The sequence below is a fragment of the Leifsonia sp. ZF2019 genome (genome assembly GCF_019924635.1).
GTDB lineage: Bacteria > Actinomycetota > Actinomycetes > Actinomycetales > Microbacteriaceae > Leifsonia.
The window spans coordinates 3,007,442-3,021,808 of sequence record NZ_CP065037.1 but is presented as its reverse complement, the minus strand read 5'-3'; the positions used below and the strand labels follow the sequence as shown (position 1 = coordinate 3,021,808).

Genomic DNA, 14,367 nt, shown 5'->3' with positions numbered 1-14,367 from the left:
TCGACGCGAGCGCGCGGATTGGACACCGTGTCGATTCAGGCGTGCACGGGACGCGACGTAGCATCCCAGGCATGCTCGCCAGCGCCGTCCTCGAAGAACAGCCCGACGTCGATCGGTTGCGCGAGGACGACGTCGTCATCCTCGGCTACGACTGAGTCGTCACCGGGAGCGTGCCGCACCCGTCAGGCACAGAGCGGCCGCACCGACGTGGCAGCGCAAGGCCCGTTTCGCGAACGTCTGCGCCGGTTCGGGACGTTCGCGGTCCCGCGCCCCGCCGCAGTCGTCCCGAACAGCGGCGGTCGCGACTCAGCGGCGCAGCGCGTTCGCGCGCGCCAGCTCCACCACGATGCTGCGGGTGTCGCCCGGGTTCGCCGCGTCGTACCAGAGGCGGGTCTCCTGCCCCTCCATGATCGGGGCGGACTGCTCGATCAGCACGGTCTTCTGCACCCAGCGCTGCGTGCCCTGGAGGTCGGTGAAAGTGAACGTGACGGTGGTGAGGATGCGCGAGCTCTCGTGGAAGAAGTCGTAGCCCTTGTCGCTCACGGTCGCCGTGGTGAGCATTCCGGACTCCATGATGCGCTCGTCCCGTGAGTCCTGGCGTCGGCGGGCGGCCGCGGCGGAGACGCCGAGCACGAGGAAGAGGGCGCCGAGCACGAACAGCGCCCACGCGATCCCGAGGGCGACGACGTTCTGCGTGCCCTGGAGGACGGCCATCAGACCGGCGCCGCCACCGAACAGCTCCGCCGCGGCGCCGTATCCGAGGCCGACATCCGACCGGCGCAGCACCGTCGCCGTCCAGCCGGCGAATCCGGCGACGGAGAGGATCAGGCCGCCGACCGCTCCGACCACCGCGCCGACGGGAGGTTCGGCATCCTCGCCGATGAGGGCGAAGCCGCCCCACCCCCATCCCATGAGCACTCCGCCGGCGAACAGCACGACCAGCAGGACGACGACGCGCGTCGTGCCGGGGCGACGCGCCTGGCGGGCGGCGCGGGCGTAGGACGGGTCGACGGTGCTCATGCGGCGCCTCCCGTCGACCGGTTGGCGGGCGCGTTCGTCCGGCCGAGCGTGAACCACAGGATGGCGCCGATCACGGGAACGAGGGTCGCGATCGCGATCCACGCGATCACATACGCGGCGGTGGTGCGGCTCAGCGCGATCTGCACGAGGGCGATCACCCAGAGCACGAGGGGGACCACCCACACCAGCAGCATGATCGTGTGCCACCCCGCGAGTCCGCTCAGCATGGCATTTCCCCCTCGTGTCGGCGTCGGTGCGCGCGCTCGGCATCCCTGCCGGCCCGCGCCGCTACTTTACCGTCCGCGCGCAACGACGACCGGCTCACCCGAGAAGCCGGCCGTCGCCTGCCGGTTATCGCGGTGGCGGCCCGTCCCAGCGGGTCGGCGCGCCGTCCGGCCGCGCGGCGCCGCCATGCGGGACGCCGTGGTCAACCAACACAGTAGAGCCGATCGCTCAGAAGTCAACGGATATCAGGGGTTCTGCTCTCAGCGACGCATGTGCGCCTCCAGGAGATCACCGCCGCTGCGACCGTGTCCGGAGCCTCCCCGCGGGCCCGCGCGTAGGGTGGAGGCATGTCCGACTCCCGCGAGCCCGCGCCGCAGCAGGGGGATGCCCGCGTCGACGCCGTGCGCTACCGGCTCCGCAGGGAGGCGCAGGAGCGCGGCGAGGAGGCGGAGGAGGCGAACGCCGGTCAGCCGTCGATGGACCAGCGGGCGCACGTGATCGAGAACGCCATCCAGCAGGCCATCCGCCGTGGCGACTTCGACGACCTGCCCGGCGCGGGCAAGCCGCTGCCGGGCCTGACCGGCACGCACGATCCCGACTGGTGGATCCGCCGCAAGATCGAGCGCGAGAAGCTCACCGGCCTGGGGCCGCCCGCTCTCACGCTCCGCACGGAGGACAGGGAGTTCGCCGAGCGTCTGGATCGCCTCGGCTCCGAACGCGCCGTGCGCGAGCACGTCGAGGACTTCAACCGCCGGGTACGGGAGGCGCGCCGCCAGCTGCAGGGCGGCCCTCCCGTCGTCACCGCGACGCGGGATGCGGACGCGGAGGTCGCGGCGTGGGCGAAGCGCCGTGCCGAACGCCTCCGGGTCGCCGAGGAACGGCGCCGGGCGGAGGCGGAGGCGTATGCCGCGCTGAGCCGCCGCGAACGCCGCCGTCTGCGCCGCGCCCGCTGAGGGGCCGTGTCGCCGCGCCGGCTTCACCGCGCCGGGCTCACTCCGAGAGGTGCTGCTTCGTGTTCGTGTAGACGATGGAGTCGGCCGTCGCGCCCACGAGCCCGAGCGTCACACGCAGCAGGTCGTTCGGCACCCCGTCCGCCGGGGGAGGAGTGTCGGCGCCGAGGGTCAGGGAGCGCCCGTCGGCTGTCGTCGCGGTGATCGAGTTCAGGTAGACCTGCACGTGGCCCTTCAACGTCATCGTGTCCGCCGTGGTGGCGAGCGACGGGCCGGTGTCATGCCGCACGGTGAGGCTGAAGCCGCCGATCGTGATGCTCTCGGCCGAGATCCTCAGCGCGGGGACGCGGCTGCCGTCGGCCAGCGGCACGTTCACGACGGCGATACCGCTGAGCCCGGTGAACGAGAGCGACTGGCTACCGAGCTGGGCCGGCGGCTGAGTGAAGATCGGTGCGCTCGCGTCGTCGGTGGGCGCCGGAGCCGGCGTCGCGGGCGCGGAGGGCGTCGGGCCCGGAGCGCCCGGTGTGGGAGTCGGCGTGGGCAGCAGCGGGTCGAGCGGTGAGCCCGGCGCGCCCGAGCCGCCTCCTGTGCCGGACCCCGGCGAGGGTGTCGGTGTCGGAGTCGGCGTCGGAGTCGAGCACGGGATCAGGATCGGGATGCAGAACTCGCTGCGCGCGGTGGCCGGGAGGCGCGCCGCGCCGAGACCGCCCACGGCGACGACCACGCACGCCAGCAGAGCGGCGACCATCACGCCGGGCCGCGTCCGCCTGCCGTGCGGGCTCATCGCTCGTCGTCTCCGGCGTCGGTCGAGGTCTTCTTCGGCATCCAGGCCACCGTGAGCACGCCTCCGACGCTGGCCAGCAGCATCCCGACGAAGAACCCGCCGAGGTTGACGCCGACGAGCGAGTACACGGCGACCGCGAGGGCGATGACCCCGTAGAAGACGTGGTGGGCGGGCATCGCGACGGCCAGGACGCCGAGCAGCACCAGCACGATCGGGATGATCGTCGCCTGGAGGCCCTCGATCCCAAGCTGCACGTGGATCTTGCCGATGTCGAGCTGCCCGGAGAAGAACAGCTCGATGCCGCCGAGCGCCGTGAGCAGCCCGCCGACGAACGGACGGGAGCGACGCCAGGAGCGGAACCGTGCGCGCCGCGAGCCGGAGGGGGCGCGGACGACGCCCGCCGTCCGGCCGTCCGACGCCGCGGCCGTCGCGTTCAGAAGCACCCCTTGGAACCGTCCGTCAGCTGCACGTGCATTCCGGTGAGGGTGAACACGGAGGCCTGCGTGCTCCACGCCGTCTGCTGCAGGTTCGAGATCGTGACGGTGTCGGCGTCCTGTGCGAAGTCGCCGGCGGTGCCCTTGGCGGCCGTGTTGACCGCGGAGGCGTCGACGCCGATCCGGATGTTGCCGAACTGCGAGTCCCCCTTGAGGTCGGTCATGCCGATCTGGAGGTCGGAGGCCGAGGCGGGCGAACCGCCCCCGCCCGCGGTGATGAGCATGCCGACCTTGCCGAGCGGGGTGTCGGTGACGACCGACTGGCAGAGGTCAGCCAGTGTCGCCGACTTGATGTTGGCGATCGCGACCTGGTGGTCTGTGCCCGCAGTGTCGGGCGCGACGCCCGCGTACTGCGAGAATCCGCTGCCCTCCAGCTTCGAGGCGGAGATCTGGAATTGACTGCCCGAGACGGCGAACGACACGGGCACGGCTCCCTGCGCGACTCCCGCCATCAGCAGTGTCGACACCACGGCGACGGGCACGGCGGCGAGCACGATGCGGCCCCCGTGGGTGCCGGCGAACTTTCGAAACCTCATCGATCCTCCTGTTCGGGGCCGTGACAGCGCCAGTGCGGTCAGGTCCAGGAGCAAACCTAGACGTTATTGACAGTTTGTCAATAGGTGGCACCCGTTCGAGGGGCCGGACGCGGCCAGATCGTGTAGCTGACCGCCCACAGTGTGTCGATCCCGACCACCACGCACAGGATCGGGAGGAACGCCGCGACCGCCTGTGAGCGTTCCGGATCTCCCGCGACGAGGATGAGCAGGCCGATGACGCCGGCGGCGATGGCGGCGCCGAGCAGGGTGCGGAGCACATCCCGCCAGCAGGCGCGGGTGTAGTCCGCCCCTGTGCGCCTGATCGGGGCAGGACCGTCGGCGAAGCGGTGGGCGAAGCGGATGTCCGCCCACCGGATCATCGCGCGCCCGTATGCGACCGACAGGCCGAGGTAGATCGCTGCGATCCCGTGCGCTGCTGTCGCCGTCGCTCCTCCGGCGAGATCGATCGCGGTCGTGGCCAGGAGCAGCACGTCGGTCACCGGGGCGAGGGCGAGCAGCGCGGCCCCGAGGCGACGGCGGCGGAGCGGATAGCGAGCACTGAGCCCCGCGACGATGAAGACCCAGAACAGGACCTCGCAGGCGATGATCACGGCGACGAGCATGGACACCCCTCCCTGGTTGGTAGCACGATTGTACTAGCAAATTAGCACGCTCGTGCTAGCATCCGATTCCATGCCGCGCACGATCGACCACGACGCCCGCAAAGCCGACCTCGCCCAGGCCGTCTGGCGCGTCATCGCCGATCGGGGTCTCGGAGCGGTCTCGGTTCGCACCGTGGCCGCGGAGGCGAAGGTGGCGGTCGGGTCCCTCCGGCATCTGTTCCCGACGCGGACCGAGTTGATCGAGTTCTCCGCCGAGCTGATGGTCGAGCGCGTCACCGATCGCATCCAGGCCCTCCCGCGCCGCGCCGACACCCGGGAATACGCGCTCGACGTGCTCGCCGAGCTGCTTCCGCTGACGGCGGACGGCCGCGCCGAGCTGGAGGTCAACATCGCGCTCATCGCGGAAGCGCCCGCCGTGCCGGGCCTCGCCCGCATCCGCGACATCGCCGACCAGGCGCTGTCGCGGGCATGTCTCCACCTGGTTCGCCTCCTCCGCCGGGAAGCCGGGACCGAGGGTGCCGACGCCGAGGGTGCCGACGCCGATGGGGACGACACCGGTGCGGACGCCGCCGATCGCGAGCGCGCGCTCGGCACGGACGCGCTCCGCCTGCACGCTCTCGTCGACGGCCTCGCCCTCCACCTGCTCGTGCGCGACGGATCCCCGGAGTGGGCGCTGGACATCCTCCGCGCCGAGGTCGACCGCCTCGCCGCCTAGGCTGGGCAGCATGTCCACCGATCGGCGCACCCGGCTCACTCCGGACGAGCGTCGTGCCCAGCTGGTGGCGCTCGGCATCACCCTCCTGGCCGAAGAGCCGCTGGATGCGCTCACGATCGACATCCTCTCCGAGCGCGCCGGGGTCTCCCGGGCGCTCCTCTTCCACTACTTCGGCTCGAAGCAGGGCTTGCACCGGGAGGTCGTCCGCACCGCCCGCGACAGCATGCTGCACGCCACGGAACCGGTGCCAGAGCTGCCCCCGCTCGAGCGCCTCCGCGACACGCTCGAGCGCATCGTCCGGTTCGTGCGCGAGCACCGCGGCACGTTCTACTCGCTCGTGCGCGGCGTGGCGAGCGGCGACAGCGAGGTGCGCGCCGTCGTGGAGGAGGCGCGGGAGGAACAGGCCGGCCGCGTCGTCGCGGCCTTCCTCGAACTCGGCGTGCCCGACACTCCGCTGCTGCGCATCGCGCTGCGCTCGTGGGTGGCCTTCGCAGAGGAGGCCCTCGTCGAGAGCGCACTCGGCACCGACCTCTCGTCCGACGAGATCGTCGGCTTCCTGGAACGGAGCGCCCGCGGCGTGGTCGCGGCGATCCCGGTTCCCGGCCGGCCGGACTAGATCCCTTCCTCCTCCACGTCCTCCTCCGTCAGCACGCCCTCGTCGGGGTCGTCCAGGAGGTCGTGCTCGTCCTCGATCGGGGAGGCCTCGCCGCCGGCCGGGTTGCCCCAGACGGTCTCGCCGGCGACGCCGTCCGTGGTGACGAGCTCGTCGGCGAAGTCGGCCTCGGCGATGGGGTCGTCGGCGGCGTAGTCGACGTCGCCGACGGCGGGATCGACCCAGCCCGCGGTGTCGCCGGCGTCTCCGTCGCCGTACTGCTCGTCCTCGACGCCGTCCTCGGGGATGCGGTCCATGCGGGGCCTCCTGTCGCTGCGGGATGCGGTGGGTGCGATGCGGCGAACCTACACCCGCACGCGGCGACGCAGAAGGCGGCCGGCCCGTGAGAGCCGGCCGCCTTCTCGAGCGGTGCGGGAGCGGTCAGCTCTTCTTCGGGAAGGTGACCGAGCCGCTGTCACCGGCGTCCTTGACGGCGGTGGCGACGAACGTGGCGAACTGGGTGGCGTCGGTGAAGCCGCCCTGGTAGCGCTCGCCGTTGACGAACACGGTCGGCGTGCCGAAGCCGCCGCTGGTGGGGTTCGCGAGCTGCTTGCTGGCGACCGCCTCCTTGGTGCGGTTGGTGACGAACTGCGCGTAGGTCTGGTTGTTCACGCAGTCGGTGATCGCCTTCGACTCGACGCCCGCATCCTTGAACAGCTTCAGGATCTCGGCGTTCGTGAGTCCGGTGCCGGTCTGCTCATCCGGCTGGTTGGCGAACAAGGCGCTGTTGATGTCGAAGAACTTGTCCGGGTCGTAGTTGGCCACGCACGCGGCGGCGGCGGCGGACCGCGTCGAGTACTTGTTGTTCGTCGGCGAGTCGAGGATGGCGACCGGGTGGATCTCGAGGGTCGCGGTGCCGTCGGCCATCATCTTCTTCATCTGGTCGCTGTTCGTCGTCTCGAACTGGTCGCAGTAGGGGCACTGGTAGTCGAGCCAGATCTGGATGTGCGCCGTCTTGCCGTCCAGCTTCTGCGTGGTCGGCGTCGGGGCGTCGCCGCCCGTGATCGCGGCGCTGGTCACGGCCTGGTCGGCCTGGGTGAGCACGATGCCGCCGCTGATCATGTTCTTGGGATTGGCGACGTTGGTCGAGGCGCTGACGCTCGAGTAGATGACGAGGCCGACGACCGTGAGCACCGCGAGCACACCGACGATCACGGAGCTCTGGACGATGACCTTACGGCGCTTCGCCTTCTTCGCGGCCTCCTCGCGCATGAGGCGCGCGGTCTCGCGCGCCTCTTCGCGACGGTCGCGTTTGCTCGGGCCGGAGGCCCCTCTACCCGTTGCCATTCAGTTCATCCCATCCGAGTGCGGACATTCCTCCACCGATCGTAGGGGTAGTTACCTATGAGAGGGCTGGTGGCATCGGCGCTAGCCTAGGGCCATGCGAACAGACGATGGCGTGAGCTGATGGCGGACGGGACGCCGGACGCAGGCACGGGCGAGGGCACGGCGGGCGACGAGTACGCCGAACGGCTCCGGCGGCTCGACGGATCGTGGTGGAGGCGCACGCTGAACGTGCAGGCGCCGTACCGCTGGAACATCCGCCGCCTGCGGCTCGGCCGGGTGCTGGACGTCGGCTGCGGACTGGGCCGCAACCTCGCGCACCTCGGCAACAACGGGGTCGGCGTCGACCACAACGCGGCGTCGATCGAGATCGCGCGGGCGCGCGGCCTGACGGCGTTCACCTCCGACGAGTTCCCGTCGACCGAGTACGCGGTGCCCGGCGCCTTCGACTCCATGCTCGCCGCGCATCTGGTCGAGCACCTCGACGCGGATTTCGCGGTCTCCCTGCTGACGGACTACCTCCGGTACATCAAGCCCGGCGGCCGGGTCTGCTTCATCACCCCGCAGGAGGTCGGCTACCGCAGCGACGCGACCCACGTCAGCTTCGTCGACTTCGACGGCCTGGCGCGGCTCAGCGAGAGGATCGGTGTGCGGCCGGAGCGCCACTACTCGTTCCCCTTCCCGCGCGCGGCGGGCAAGGTCTTCCAGTACAACGAATTCGTCATGGTCTCCCGGATCCCGTCGGCGTAGCGTCCGCCCCTCGTTCGGGTCCTTGCCGTGCGCGGTCGCACTCGGCAGACTGCAGCGAGCACGACCCGAAGGAGCGAACGTGACGCGACGCAGGCTGACCACGCTGGGCTGGCCGATCGCCGCCGCCGCAGCCGCCCTGGCGGTCGTGGTCGGTGTGTCCGCCTACGCCGCGGGCGGGCGCGCTCCGGCAGAGGTCGCCGAGTCCGACGCCTCCTCATTCGTGTCGGTGCCGACCGCCTCGGTGCCGCACACGCCGCAGATCGAGGTGACCACCGTCGACGTGGAGGTCGCCCTCCCGTTCGCGTCGACGACCGTCGACGACCCCGGCCTCGATGCCGGCGTCCGCTCGGTCACGACGGAGGGGCGCGACGGCGTCACCACGCGCCGGTACAGCGTCACGCTGGTCGACGGGGCGGAGACGTCGCGCACCCTCGTCTCCGAGACCGTGACCACACCGCCCGTCGATCAGGTCACGAGTGTGGGCACGCGACAGCCGGCTCCGGCCGCAGAAGCCGCCCCGCCGCCGCAGCAGCAGGGGACCTGCGACCCGAACTACTCCGGAGCCTGCGTCCCGATCGACTCGGATGTCGACTGCGCCGGCGGCAGCGGCAACGGACCCTCCTACGTCAGCGGGCCGGTGCAGGTCGTCGGGACGGACATCTACGACCTGGACCGCGACGGCGACGGGGTCGGCTGCGAGTAGCCCCTGCACCGTCGCCGCCCCTCTCAGCGGACGGCGGCGGAGCTGGTCGCGCCGACCGGCACGAGGCGCTGCAGCTGGGTGACGTGCCCCGGCGTCAGCTCGGCGAGCGACGAGACCTCGAGCAGCTGCATGGTGCGGACGATCTGGTCCGACAGGATGCGGATGGTGCGGTCGACGCCCGCGCGGCCTCCCGCCATCAGGCCGTACAGGTACGCGCGGCCGATGAGGGTGAACTTGGCGCCGAGCGCGTACGCGGCGACGATGTCGGCGCCGTTCATGATGCCGGTGTCGATCGCGACCTCGGTGTGGTGGCCGACCTCCTGCACCACCTTGGGCAGGAGGTGGAACGGGATGGGCGCGCGGTCGAGCTGGCGGCCGCCGTGGTTCGAGAGCACGATGCCGTCGACGCCGAGATCGACCAGCTTGGCGGAGTCCTCGACGTTCTGCACGCCCTTGACGACGATCTTGCCCGGGAACAGGTCGCGGATGATCTTCAGGTCGTCGAAGCTGATCGACGGGTCCATCGCGGCGTCGAGCAGGTCGCCGACGGTGCCGCCGGTCGACGACAGCGACGCGAACTCCAGCTTGGGCGTCGTGAGGAAGTCGTACCACCACCACGGGCGCGGGATGGCGTTGACGATCGTGCCGAGCGTGAGCTGCGGCGGGATCGAGAAGCCGTTGCGCTTGTCGCGCAGGCGAGCGCCGGCGACCGGCGTGTCCACGGTGAAGAACAGGGTGTCGAATCCGGCCGCGGCGGCGCGGCGCACGAGCTCGTACGAGATCTCGCGTTGGCGCATGACGTAGAGCTGGAACCAGTTGCGGCCGGCCGGATTGGCCGCCTTCACGTCCTCGATGGATGTCGTGCCGAGCGTGGAGAGGGTGAACGGGATGCCTGCGGCTCCGGCGGCTCCGGCGCCCGCGACCTCGCCCTCGGTCTGCATCAGGCGCGTGAAGCCGGTCGGTGCGATGCCGAACGGGAGGGCGGAGGGGCCGCCCCAGATCTCGCACGAGGTGTCGACGACCGACACGTCCTTCAGGATCGACGGGTGGAACTCGATGTCCTGGAACGCCTGACGGGCGCGGGCCAGCGAGAGCTCGCCCTCCGCGGCGCCCTCGGTGTAGTCGAAGGCGGCCTTCGGGGTGCGGCGCTTGGCGATGCGCTGCAGGTCCTCGATCGTGAGTGCGCCCTGCAGGCGGCGCTTCTTCGCGTCGAGCTCCGGCTTCTTGAACTTCATCAGCTCGAGGAGCTCGGCGGGCTGGGGGAACTGGCGGGTGACCATGTGCGGGCTGCCTATCTGGATTCGTGGGTGGCGGTGGTGATGGCGATGGCGGGTTCGGAGTCGGGGTCGGACGGGAAGGCGTCGCGGTAGTAGCCGCTGATGTGCGCGTGGACGCGCGTGCGCGCCGCTGCGGCATCGCCTGCTCCGATCGCCTCGACCACCGCGCGGTGCTCGGCGCGCAGGCGGGCGGCCATGGCCTCCCAGTCGGTGATGCGGGCGAGGCCGGCGAGCACGTAGCCCTCGATGGAGGTGCGGAGGCCCGCCATCGTCGCCGCGACGACGGTGTTGCCCGAGGCGTCGGCGAGCGCGAGGTGGAACTGCGCGTCGAGCGCGAGGAACTCCTGCGGCGTGAGCGCCGGGTCGTCCATCGCATCGAGCAGCTGCCCGGCATCGGCGAGGCCGACCGCGCCGGGGCGCTCGGCGAGCTCGTCGGCGACCGCGGTCTCGAGCAGCAGTCGCGTGCGGACGACATCGGCGACGGGGAAGCCGCTGGCCGCGACCTGGAGCCGCATGAGCGCCTGCATGCCGCCGACGGGCCGCGCGACGATGATCGCGCCGGAGGTCGGTCCCGAGCCGGTCTGGGTGCGGACGAGACCCATCGCCTCCAGCACGCGGATGGCCTCGCGCACGCTCGAACGGCCCACGCCGAGCTCGGCGGACAGCGCCCGCTCCGCGGGGAGGTGGTCGCCCGGCCGGAGCCGTCCGTCGACGAGCCGCGCCTCGATGTGGGCGAGCACGCCCTCCCACGCCCGCGGCTCCGCGGTCATCGCCCCTCCTGTGGTCCGACCATATGGTCAGACCACACTAGCGCGCACTCTGCGAGCCGCCCACATCCATCGAGGCGGCGAATAGTGGGCCGTCTCGCATCGAGACGGCCCACTATTCGCCGCCTCGATGGAGGGTCGCGCGGGCTACTCGGCGGTGGCGGGCTGGTGGCCGAGCTCGACGTCCTCGACCCGGGAGCGCGGCATCGCGAGGCCGGCGACGATGGTGAGGGCGGCCGCGATCGCGACGGCGACGAACACCGCCGTGGACGCCGCCTGCACCGTTCCCGGGTCGTGGTCGCCGCCGGCGGAGGAGGCGATGATGGCGTTCGCGATCGCGCCGAACACGGCGACGCCGACCGAACTGCCGATCGAACGCGAGAACATGTTGGTTCCGGTCACCACGCCGCGTTCGTTCCACGCGACGCTCGACTGCGCGGCGATGAGGGTCGGGGTCGCGACCAGGCCCATCCCGAGCCCGACCACGAAGCAGCTGATCGCGACGAACGCGACGCTCGGGTGCACGGAGGTCGCGGCGAGCGCGATCGCGCCGACGATGGCGATGGAGGTGCCGAGCAGCGCCGTGCTGCGGAACCCGATCCGCAGGTAGAACCGGCCGGAGAGGCTCGCCGCGATCGGCCAGCCCAGGGTCAGGGCGGCGACGGCGAGACCGGCGATCAGCGGGGAAGCGCCGGTGGTGGTCTCCAGGTACGTGGGGACGTACGAGGTGAGGCCGATCAGGATGGCGCCGATGCCGAGGGAGATCAGGGTCGTGGTCACGAGCAGCCGTCGCGAGAACACCCAGAGCGGCAGGATCGGCTCGGCCGCCCGCCGCTCCACCAGCAGGAAAGCCACGAGCAGCAGCCCGCCGACGACGAATGCGCCGATGCTCCACACCGAGTTCCACGCCCACGCCTGGCCGCCCTCGAGCACCGCGAGGATGAGGAGGCTCATTCCGACGGTCAGCAGCGCGGCGCCCGCGTAGTCGATGCGGTGCGGGCGGCGTTCGACGTTCTCGTGGAAGTTGCGCGCGAGCATCCACGCGGCCAGGAGGCACAGCGGGATGTTGACGAAGAAGATCCACCGCCACGAGACGAACTGCGAGAAGACCCCGCCGAGGGTCGGGCCGACGACGGAGGAGATCGCCCAGACGCTGGCGAGGTAGCCCTGGACCTTCGCACGCTCGGTGATCGTGTAGATGTCGCCGGCGATGGTGATCGCGATCGGCTGGATGGCCCCCGCGCCGAGGCCCTGGATGACGCGGAACAAGATGAGCGCGGGCATCGACCAGGCGAAGCCGCACAGGATCGAGCCGAGCAGGAAGAGCCCGATCCCGATGAGGACCAGAGGCTTGCGGCCGACGGTGTCGGCGAGCTTCGCATAGACGGGGACCGAGACGGCCTGTGCCAGCAGGTAGACCGAGAAGAGCCAGGGGAACTGCGAGAACCCGCCCAGGTCGGTGACGATCGACGGCACGGCGGTCGCCAGGATCGTGGAGTCGATCGCGACGAGTCCTGTCGTCAGCATGAGGGCGATCAGGACGGGGCCGCGCTCGGACCGGAAGCCGACACTCGCGTGGGTGGGATTGTTCACACGTGTGAACAACGCGCGGCGGTTTCGTCCATTCCCGTCTTGACGTGAAAGAAGCGGCAGTGGACAATCTGAAACATGTCTTTCAGATCGCCGGAGCGCCGCACCGTCACCGACCCGCGTGCCCTGCGCGCCCTCGCGCACCCGCTGCGGCTCGCGCTGCTCGATCACCTGATGGCGTTCGGCCCGCGCACCGCGAGCGAGTGCGCGGAGGCCGTCGGCTCCACGGCCTCCAACTGCAGCTATCACCTGCGCTCCCTCGCCAAGTTCGGGCTGGTGGAGCCGGCGGAGGCCGACGACGGTCGCGAACGGCCGTGGCAGTCCACGGCCACCGGGCTCTCGTTCGGGCGCACCGACGACCCGGGCTTCCGGCTGGGCGCCGACACCGCGGAGCGCCTTCTCGCCGACCGGCAGATCGACGATCAGGCCGAACTGGCACACCGCGCTTTGGCGCAGCGGGACGATCAGCCGGAGGAGTGGCGCGACGCGAGCATGCTGTCCGGCTACGCGCTCCGCCTGACGCCCGCCGAGCTGAAGGAGCTCGGCACGAAGCTGGACGCCCTCATCCGGCCGTACATCGGGCTGACCCGCGCTGATCCGCCCGAGGGAAGCGACGTCGTCGCCCTGCACCTCGCCGCGTTCCGTCACCCGGACGCCTCATGACCTCCCGTGACCAGGCGACCTCGCCCGAGCAGTCGGCCTCCCCGCGCCCTCCTGCCTCGCGGTCGCCGCTGCTCCGCCGCGACTATGCGCTGATTTGGTCGGCCGGCCTCGTCTCCGACACCGGCGACTGGCTGCTGATGATCGCACTGCCGCTGTTCGCCTTCGCCGCGACCGGCTCCGCCCTCGGCGCGTCGACCGTCTTCCTCGTCGAGCTTGTGCCGATGCTGCTGCTCGGCACCTTCCTGGGCGTGCTCGTCGACCGCTGGGACCGCCGCCGCACCATCATCGTCACGGCGCTGCTGCAGGCCGTCGCGCTGCTCCCGCTGCTCGCCGCCTCCGCCGACCGGATGTGGATCGTCTACACGGTCGCCGCGGTGGAGGCGTGTCTCGGCGCCGTGATCAACCCCGCGCGCCAAGCGCTCGTCCCGAGCCTCGTCGAGCCGGATCAGCTCGCCCGCGGCAATGCCCTCATCGCGGTGAGCGACAGCATCGCGCGTCTCGTCGGCTCCCCGCTCGGCGGGATCGCGTTCGCCGCGGGCGGCCTGCCGGGGGTCGTCGTCGCCGATGCCGCGACCTTCCTCATCACCGCCGCGCTCGTCGCGTTCATGCGGCGCACGCCCCGCTCCCCACGCACGACACCGGCCGCAGAGGAGGCCCCGGCGGCGGTCGAGCGCCGCCTGTTGCGCGAGTGGCGGGAGGGGCTCGCCCTGATCGGCCGCTCGGGCACGCTGCGGACCCTCGCCGTCATCACCGCGCTCGGGAGCGTCTCGCAGGGACTCTTCCTGGTCCTCTTCATCGTCTACGTCACGCAGGACCTCGGCGCCGGGGATGCGGGAGTCGGCCTCCTGCGCGGCGTCCAGGCGATCGGCGGCGTGCTCGGCGGCCTCCTCTCCGGCATGCTGGTGCGTCGGCTCGCCCCGCGGGCTCTGGTCGGGGCCGGCTACCTGGCGTTCGGTCTCCTCTCGCTGCTGACCTGGAACCTCGCGCCGTTCACGACCGCCCTCGGGGTCTACGCCGGGCTCTTCATCGCGATGGGCATCCCCGCGGTGGCGACGGCGACCGGCGAGATCACACTGGTCCAGACCGCGACGCCGCCGCACGCGCTCGGCCGGGTCATCGCCGCGATGACCACGGTCGCGGGCGCGGCTCAGGGCGTCGGCCTCCTGGCGGGCGGCCTCCTCGCCGAACGGTTCGACGTGGTCACGATCCTCGACGGACAGGCGGCGCTGTATCTGGCGTGCGGGGTGATCGCGCTGCTGGCGCTGCGACCGCCCACCCCCGTTTTGCCGCGAAACCCGCCCGGGATGCCGGGTGTTTCCGGGAATCGCACGTAG

At 71.4% G+C, this 14,367-nt stretch carries 18 protein-coding genes; 7 read left to right on the top strand and 11 right to left on the bottom strand.

The window, feature by feature from the left end; translation table 11 throughout:
* Positions 1-306 precede the first annotated feature (306 nt).
* Together IT072_RS14875 and IT072_RS14870 are read right to left on the bottom strand one after the other, a co-directional pair.
* Complete coding sequence (locus IT072_RS14875; protein WP_223357637.1) at positions 307-1,020, bottom strand: DUF3592 domain-containing protein; 714 nt, start codon at positions 1,018-1,020, stop codon at positions 307-309.
* Positions 1,017-1,247: a PLD nuclease N-terminal domain-containing protein gene (locus tag IT072_RS14870; protein WP_223357636.1), complete on the bottom strand. Its 231-nt coding sequence runs from the start codon at positions 1,245-1,247 to the stop codon at positions 1,017-1,019. The genes IT072_RS14875 and IT072_RS14870 overlap by 4 nt, the downstream gene beginning before the upstream one ends.
* A gap of 345 nt (positions 1,248-1,592) precedes the next feature.
* On the opposite strand from IT072_RS14870, the gene IT072_RS14865 reads away from it, so the two are divergent.
* Positions 1,593-2,198, top strand: coding sequence for a J-domain-containing protein (locus tag IT072_RS14865; RefSeq protein WP_223357635.1), 606 nt, complete (start codon positions 1,593-1,595; stop codon positions 2,196-2,198).
* Positions 2,199-2,235: 37 nt separating this feature from the next.
* On the opposite strand, the gene IT072_RS14860 is transcribed toward IT072_RS14865, so the two are convergent.
* The 4 genes from IT072_RS14860 to IT072_RS14845 form a co-directional block, all read right to left on the bottom strand.
* Positions 2,236-2,979: a hypothetical protein gene (locus IT072_RS14860; RefSeq protein ID WP_223357634.1), complete on the bottom strand. Its 744-nt coding sequence runs from the start codon at positions 2,977-2,979 to the stop codon at positions 2,236-2,238.
* On the bottom strand, positions 2,976-3,422 hold the full coding sequence (locus tag IT072_RS14855; protein WP_223357633.1) for a DUF6114 domain-containing protein: 447 nt from the start codon (positions 3,420-3,422) through the stop codon (positions 2,976-2,978). Before IT072_RS14855 ends, IT072_RS14860 begins: the two co-directional genes overlap by 4 nt.
* Entirely contained in the window at positions 3,413-4,009 is a 597-nt protein-coding gene (locus IT072_RS14850) for a DUF6230 family protein (RefSeq protein ID WP_223357632.1), read from the bottom strand. Before IT072_RS14850 ends, IT072_RS14855 begins: the two co-directional genes overlap by 10 nt.
* A gap of 77 nt (positions 4,010-4,086) precedes the next feature.
* A complete protein-coding gene (locus tag IT072_RS14845) occupies positions 4,087-4,632 on the bottom strand; it encodes a hypothetical protein (RefSeq protein WP_223357631.1) in 546 nt (181 codons plus the stop codon).
* A gap of 70 nt (positions 4,633-4,702) precedes the next feature.
* Between IT072_RS14845 and IT072_RS14840 the strand changes: the two genes are divergently transcribed.
* A complete protein-coding gene (locus IT072_RS14840; RefSeq protein WP_223357630.1) occupies positions 4,703-5,347 on the top strand; it encodes a TetR/AcrR family transcriptional regulator in 645 nt (214 codons plus the stop codon).
* A gap of 10 nt (positions 5,348-5,357) precedes the next feature.
* Positions 5,358-5,963, top strand: coding sequence for a TetR/AcrR family transcriptional regulator (locus IT072_RS14835; RefSeq protein ID WP_223357629.1), 606 nt, complete (start codon positions 5,358-5,360; stop codon positions 5,961-5,963).
* Here the strand turns inward: IT072_RS14835 and IT072_RS14830 are convergent.
* Together IT072_RS14830 and IT072_RS14825 are read right to left on the bottom strand one after the other, a co-directional pair.
* Entirely contained in the window at positions 5,960-6,256 is a 297-nt protein-coding gene (locus tag IT072_RS14830) for a hypothetical protein (protein ID WP_223357628.1), read from the bottom strand. The genes IT072_RS14835 and IT072_RS14830 overlap by 4 nt on opposite strands.
* Before the next feature lie 124 nt (positions 6,257-6,380).
* Positions 6,381-7,286, bottom strand: a complete 906-nt coding sequence (locus IT072_RS14825; protein WP_223357627.1) for a DsbA family protein — start codon at positions 7,284-7,286, stop codon at positions 6,381-6,383.
* Between the two features lie 120 nt (positions 7,287-7,406).
* Between IT072_RS14825 and IT072_RS14820 the strand changes: the two genes are divergently transcribed.
* Together IT072_RS14820 and IT072_RS14815 are read left to right on the top strand one after the other, a co-directional pair.
* On the top strand, positions 7,407-8,033 hold the full coding sequence (locus IT072_RS14820; RefSeq protein WP_223357626.1) for a class I SAM-dependent methyltransferase: 627 nt from the start codon (positions 7,407-7,409) through the stop codon (positions 8,031-8,033).
* A 79-nt stretch (positions 8,034-8,112) separates the two neighbouring features.
* Complete coding sequence (locus IT072_RS14815; protein WP_223357625.1) at positions 8,113-8,736, top strand: G5 domain-containing protein; 624 nt, start codon at positions 8,113-8,115, stop codon at positions 8,734-8,736.
* Between the two features lie 23 nt (positions 8,737-8,759).
* Here IT072_RS14815 and IT072_RS14810 read toward each other — a convergent pair whose 3' ends face one another.
* The 3 genes from IT072_RS14810 to IT072_RS14800 all read right to left on the bottom strand — a co-directional run bounded on the left by IT072_RS14810 (position 8,760) and on the right by IT072_RS14800 (position 12,373).
* The gene (locus IT072_RS14810; protein ID WP_223357624.1) at positions 8,760-10,016 is read right to left on the bottom strand and encodes an alpha-hydroxy acid oxidase; all 1,257 of its coding nucleotides are present in this window, start codon (positions 10,014-10,016) and stop codon (positions 8,760-8,762) included.
* 11 nt (positions 10,017-10,027) lie between these two features.
* Entirely contained in the window at positions 10,028-10,783 is a 756-nt protein-coding gene (locus IT072_RS14805) for a FadR/GntR family transcriptional regulator (protein ID WP_223357623.1), read from the bottom strand.
* A gap of 144 nt (positions 10,784-10,927) precedes the next feature.
* Positions 10,928-12,373 (bottom strand): MDR family MFS transporter, encoded by a 1,446-nt coding sequence (locus IT072_RS14800; RefSeq protein WP_223357622.1) that lies wholly within the window; start codon positions 12,371-12,373, stop codon positions 10,928-10,930.
* Between the two features lie 75 nt (positions 12,374-12,448).
* Here IT072_RS14800 and IT072_RS14795 point away from each other — a divergent pair, with 75 nt between their 5' ends.
* Together IT072_RS14795 and IT072_RS14790 are read left to right on the top strand one after the other, a co-directional pair.
* Positions 12,449-13,033, top strand: a complete 585-nt coding sequence (locus tag IT072_RS14795) for an ArsR/SmtB family transcription factor (protein WP_223357621.1) — start codon at positions 12,449-12,451, stop codon at positions 13,031-13,033.
* On the top strand, positions 13,030-14,367 hold the full coding sequence (locus IT072_RS14790; protein WP_223357620.1) for an MFS transporter: 1,338 nt from the start codon (positions 13,030-13,032) through the stop codon (positions 14,365-14,367). The genes IT072_RS14795 and IT072_RS14790 overlap by 4 nt, the downstream gene beginning before the upstream one ends.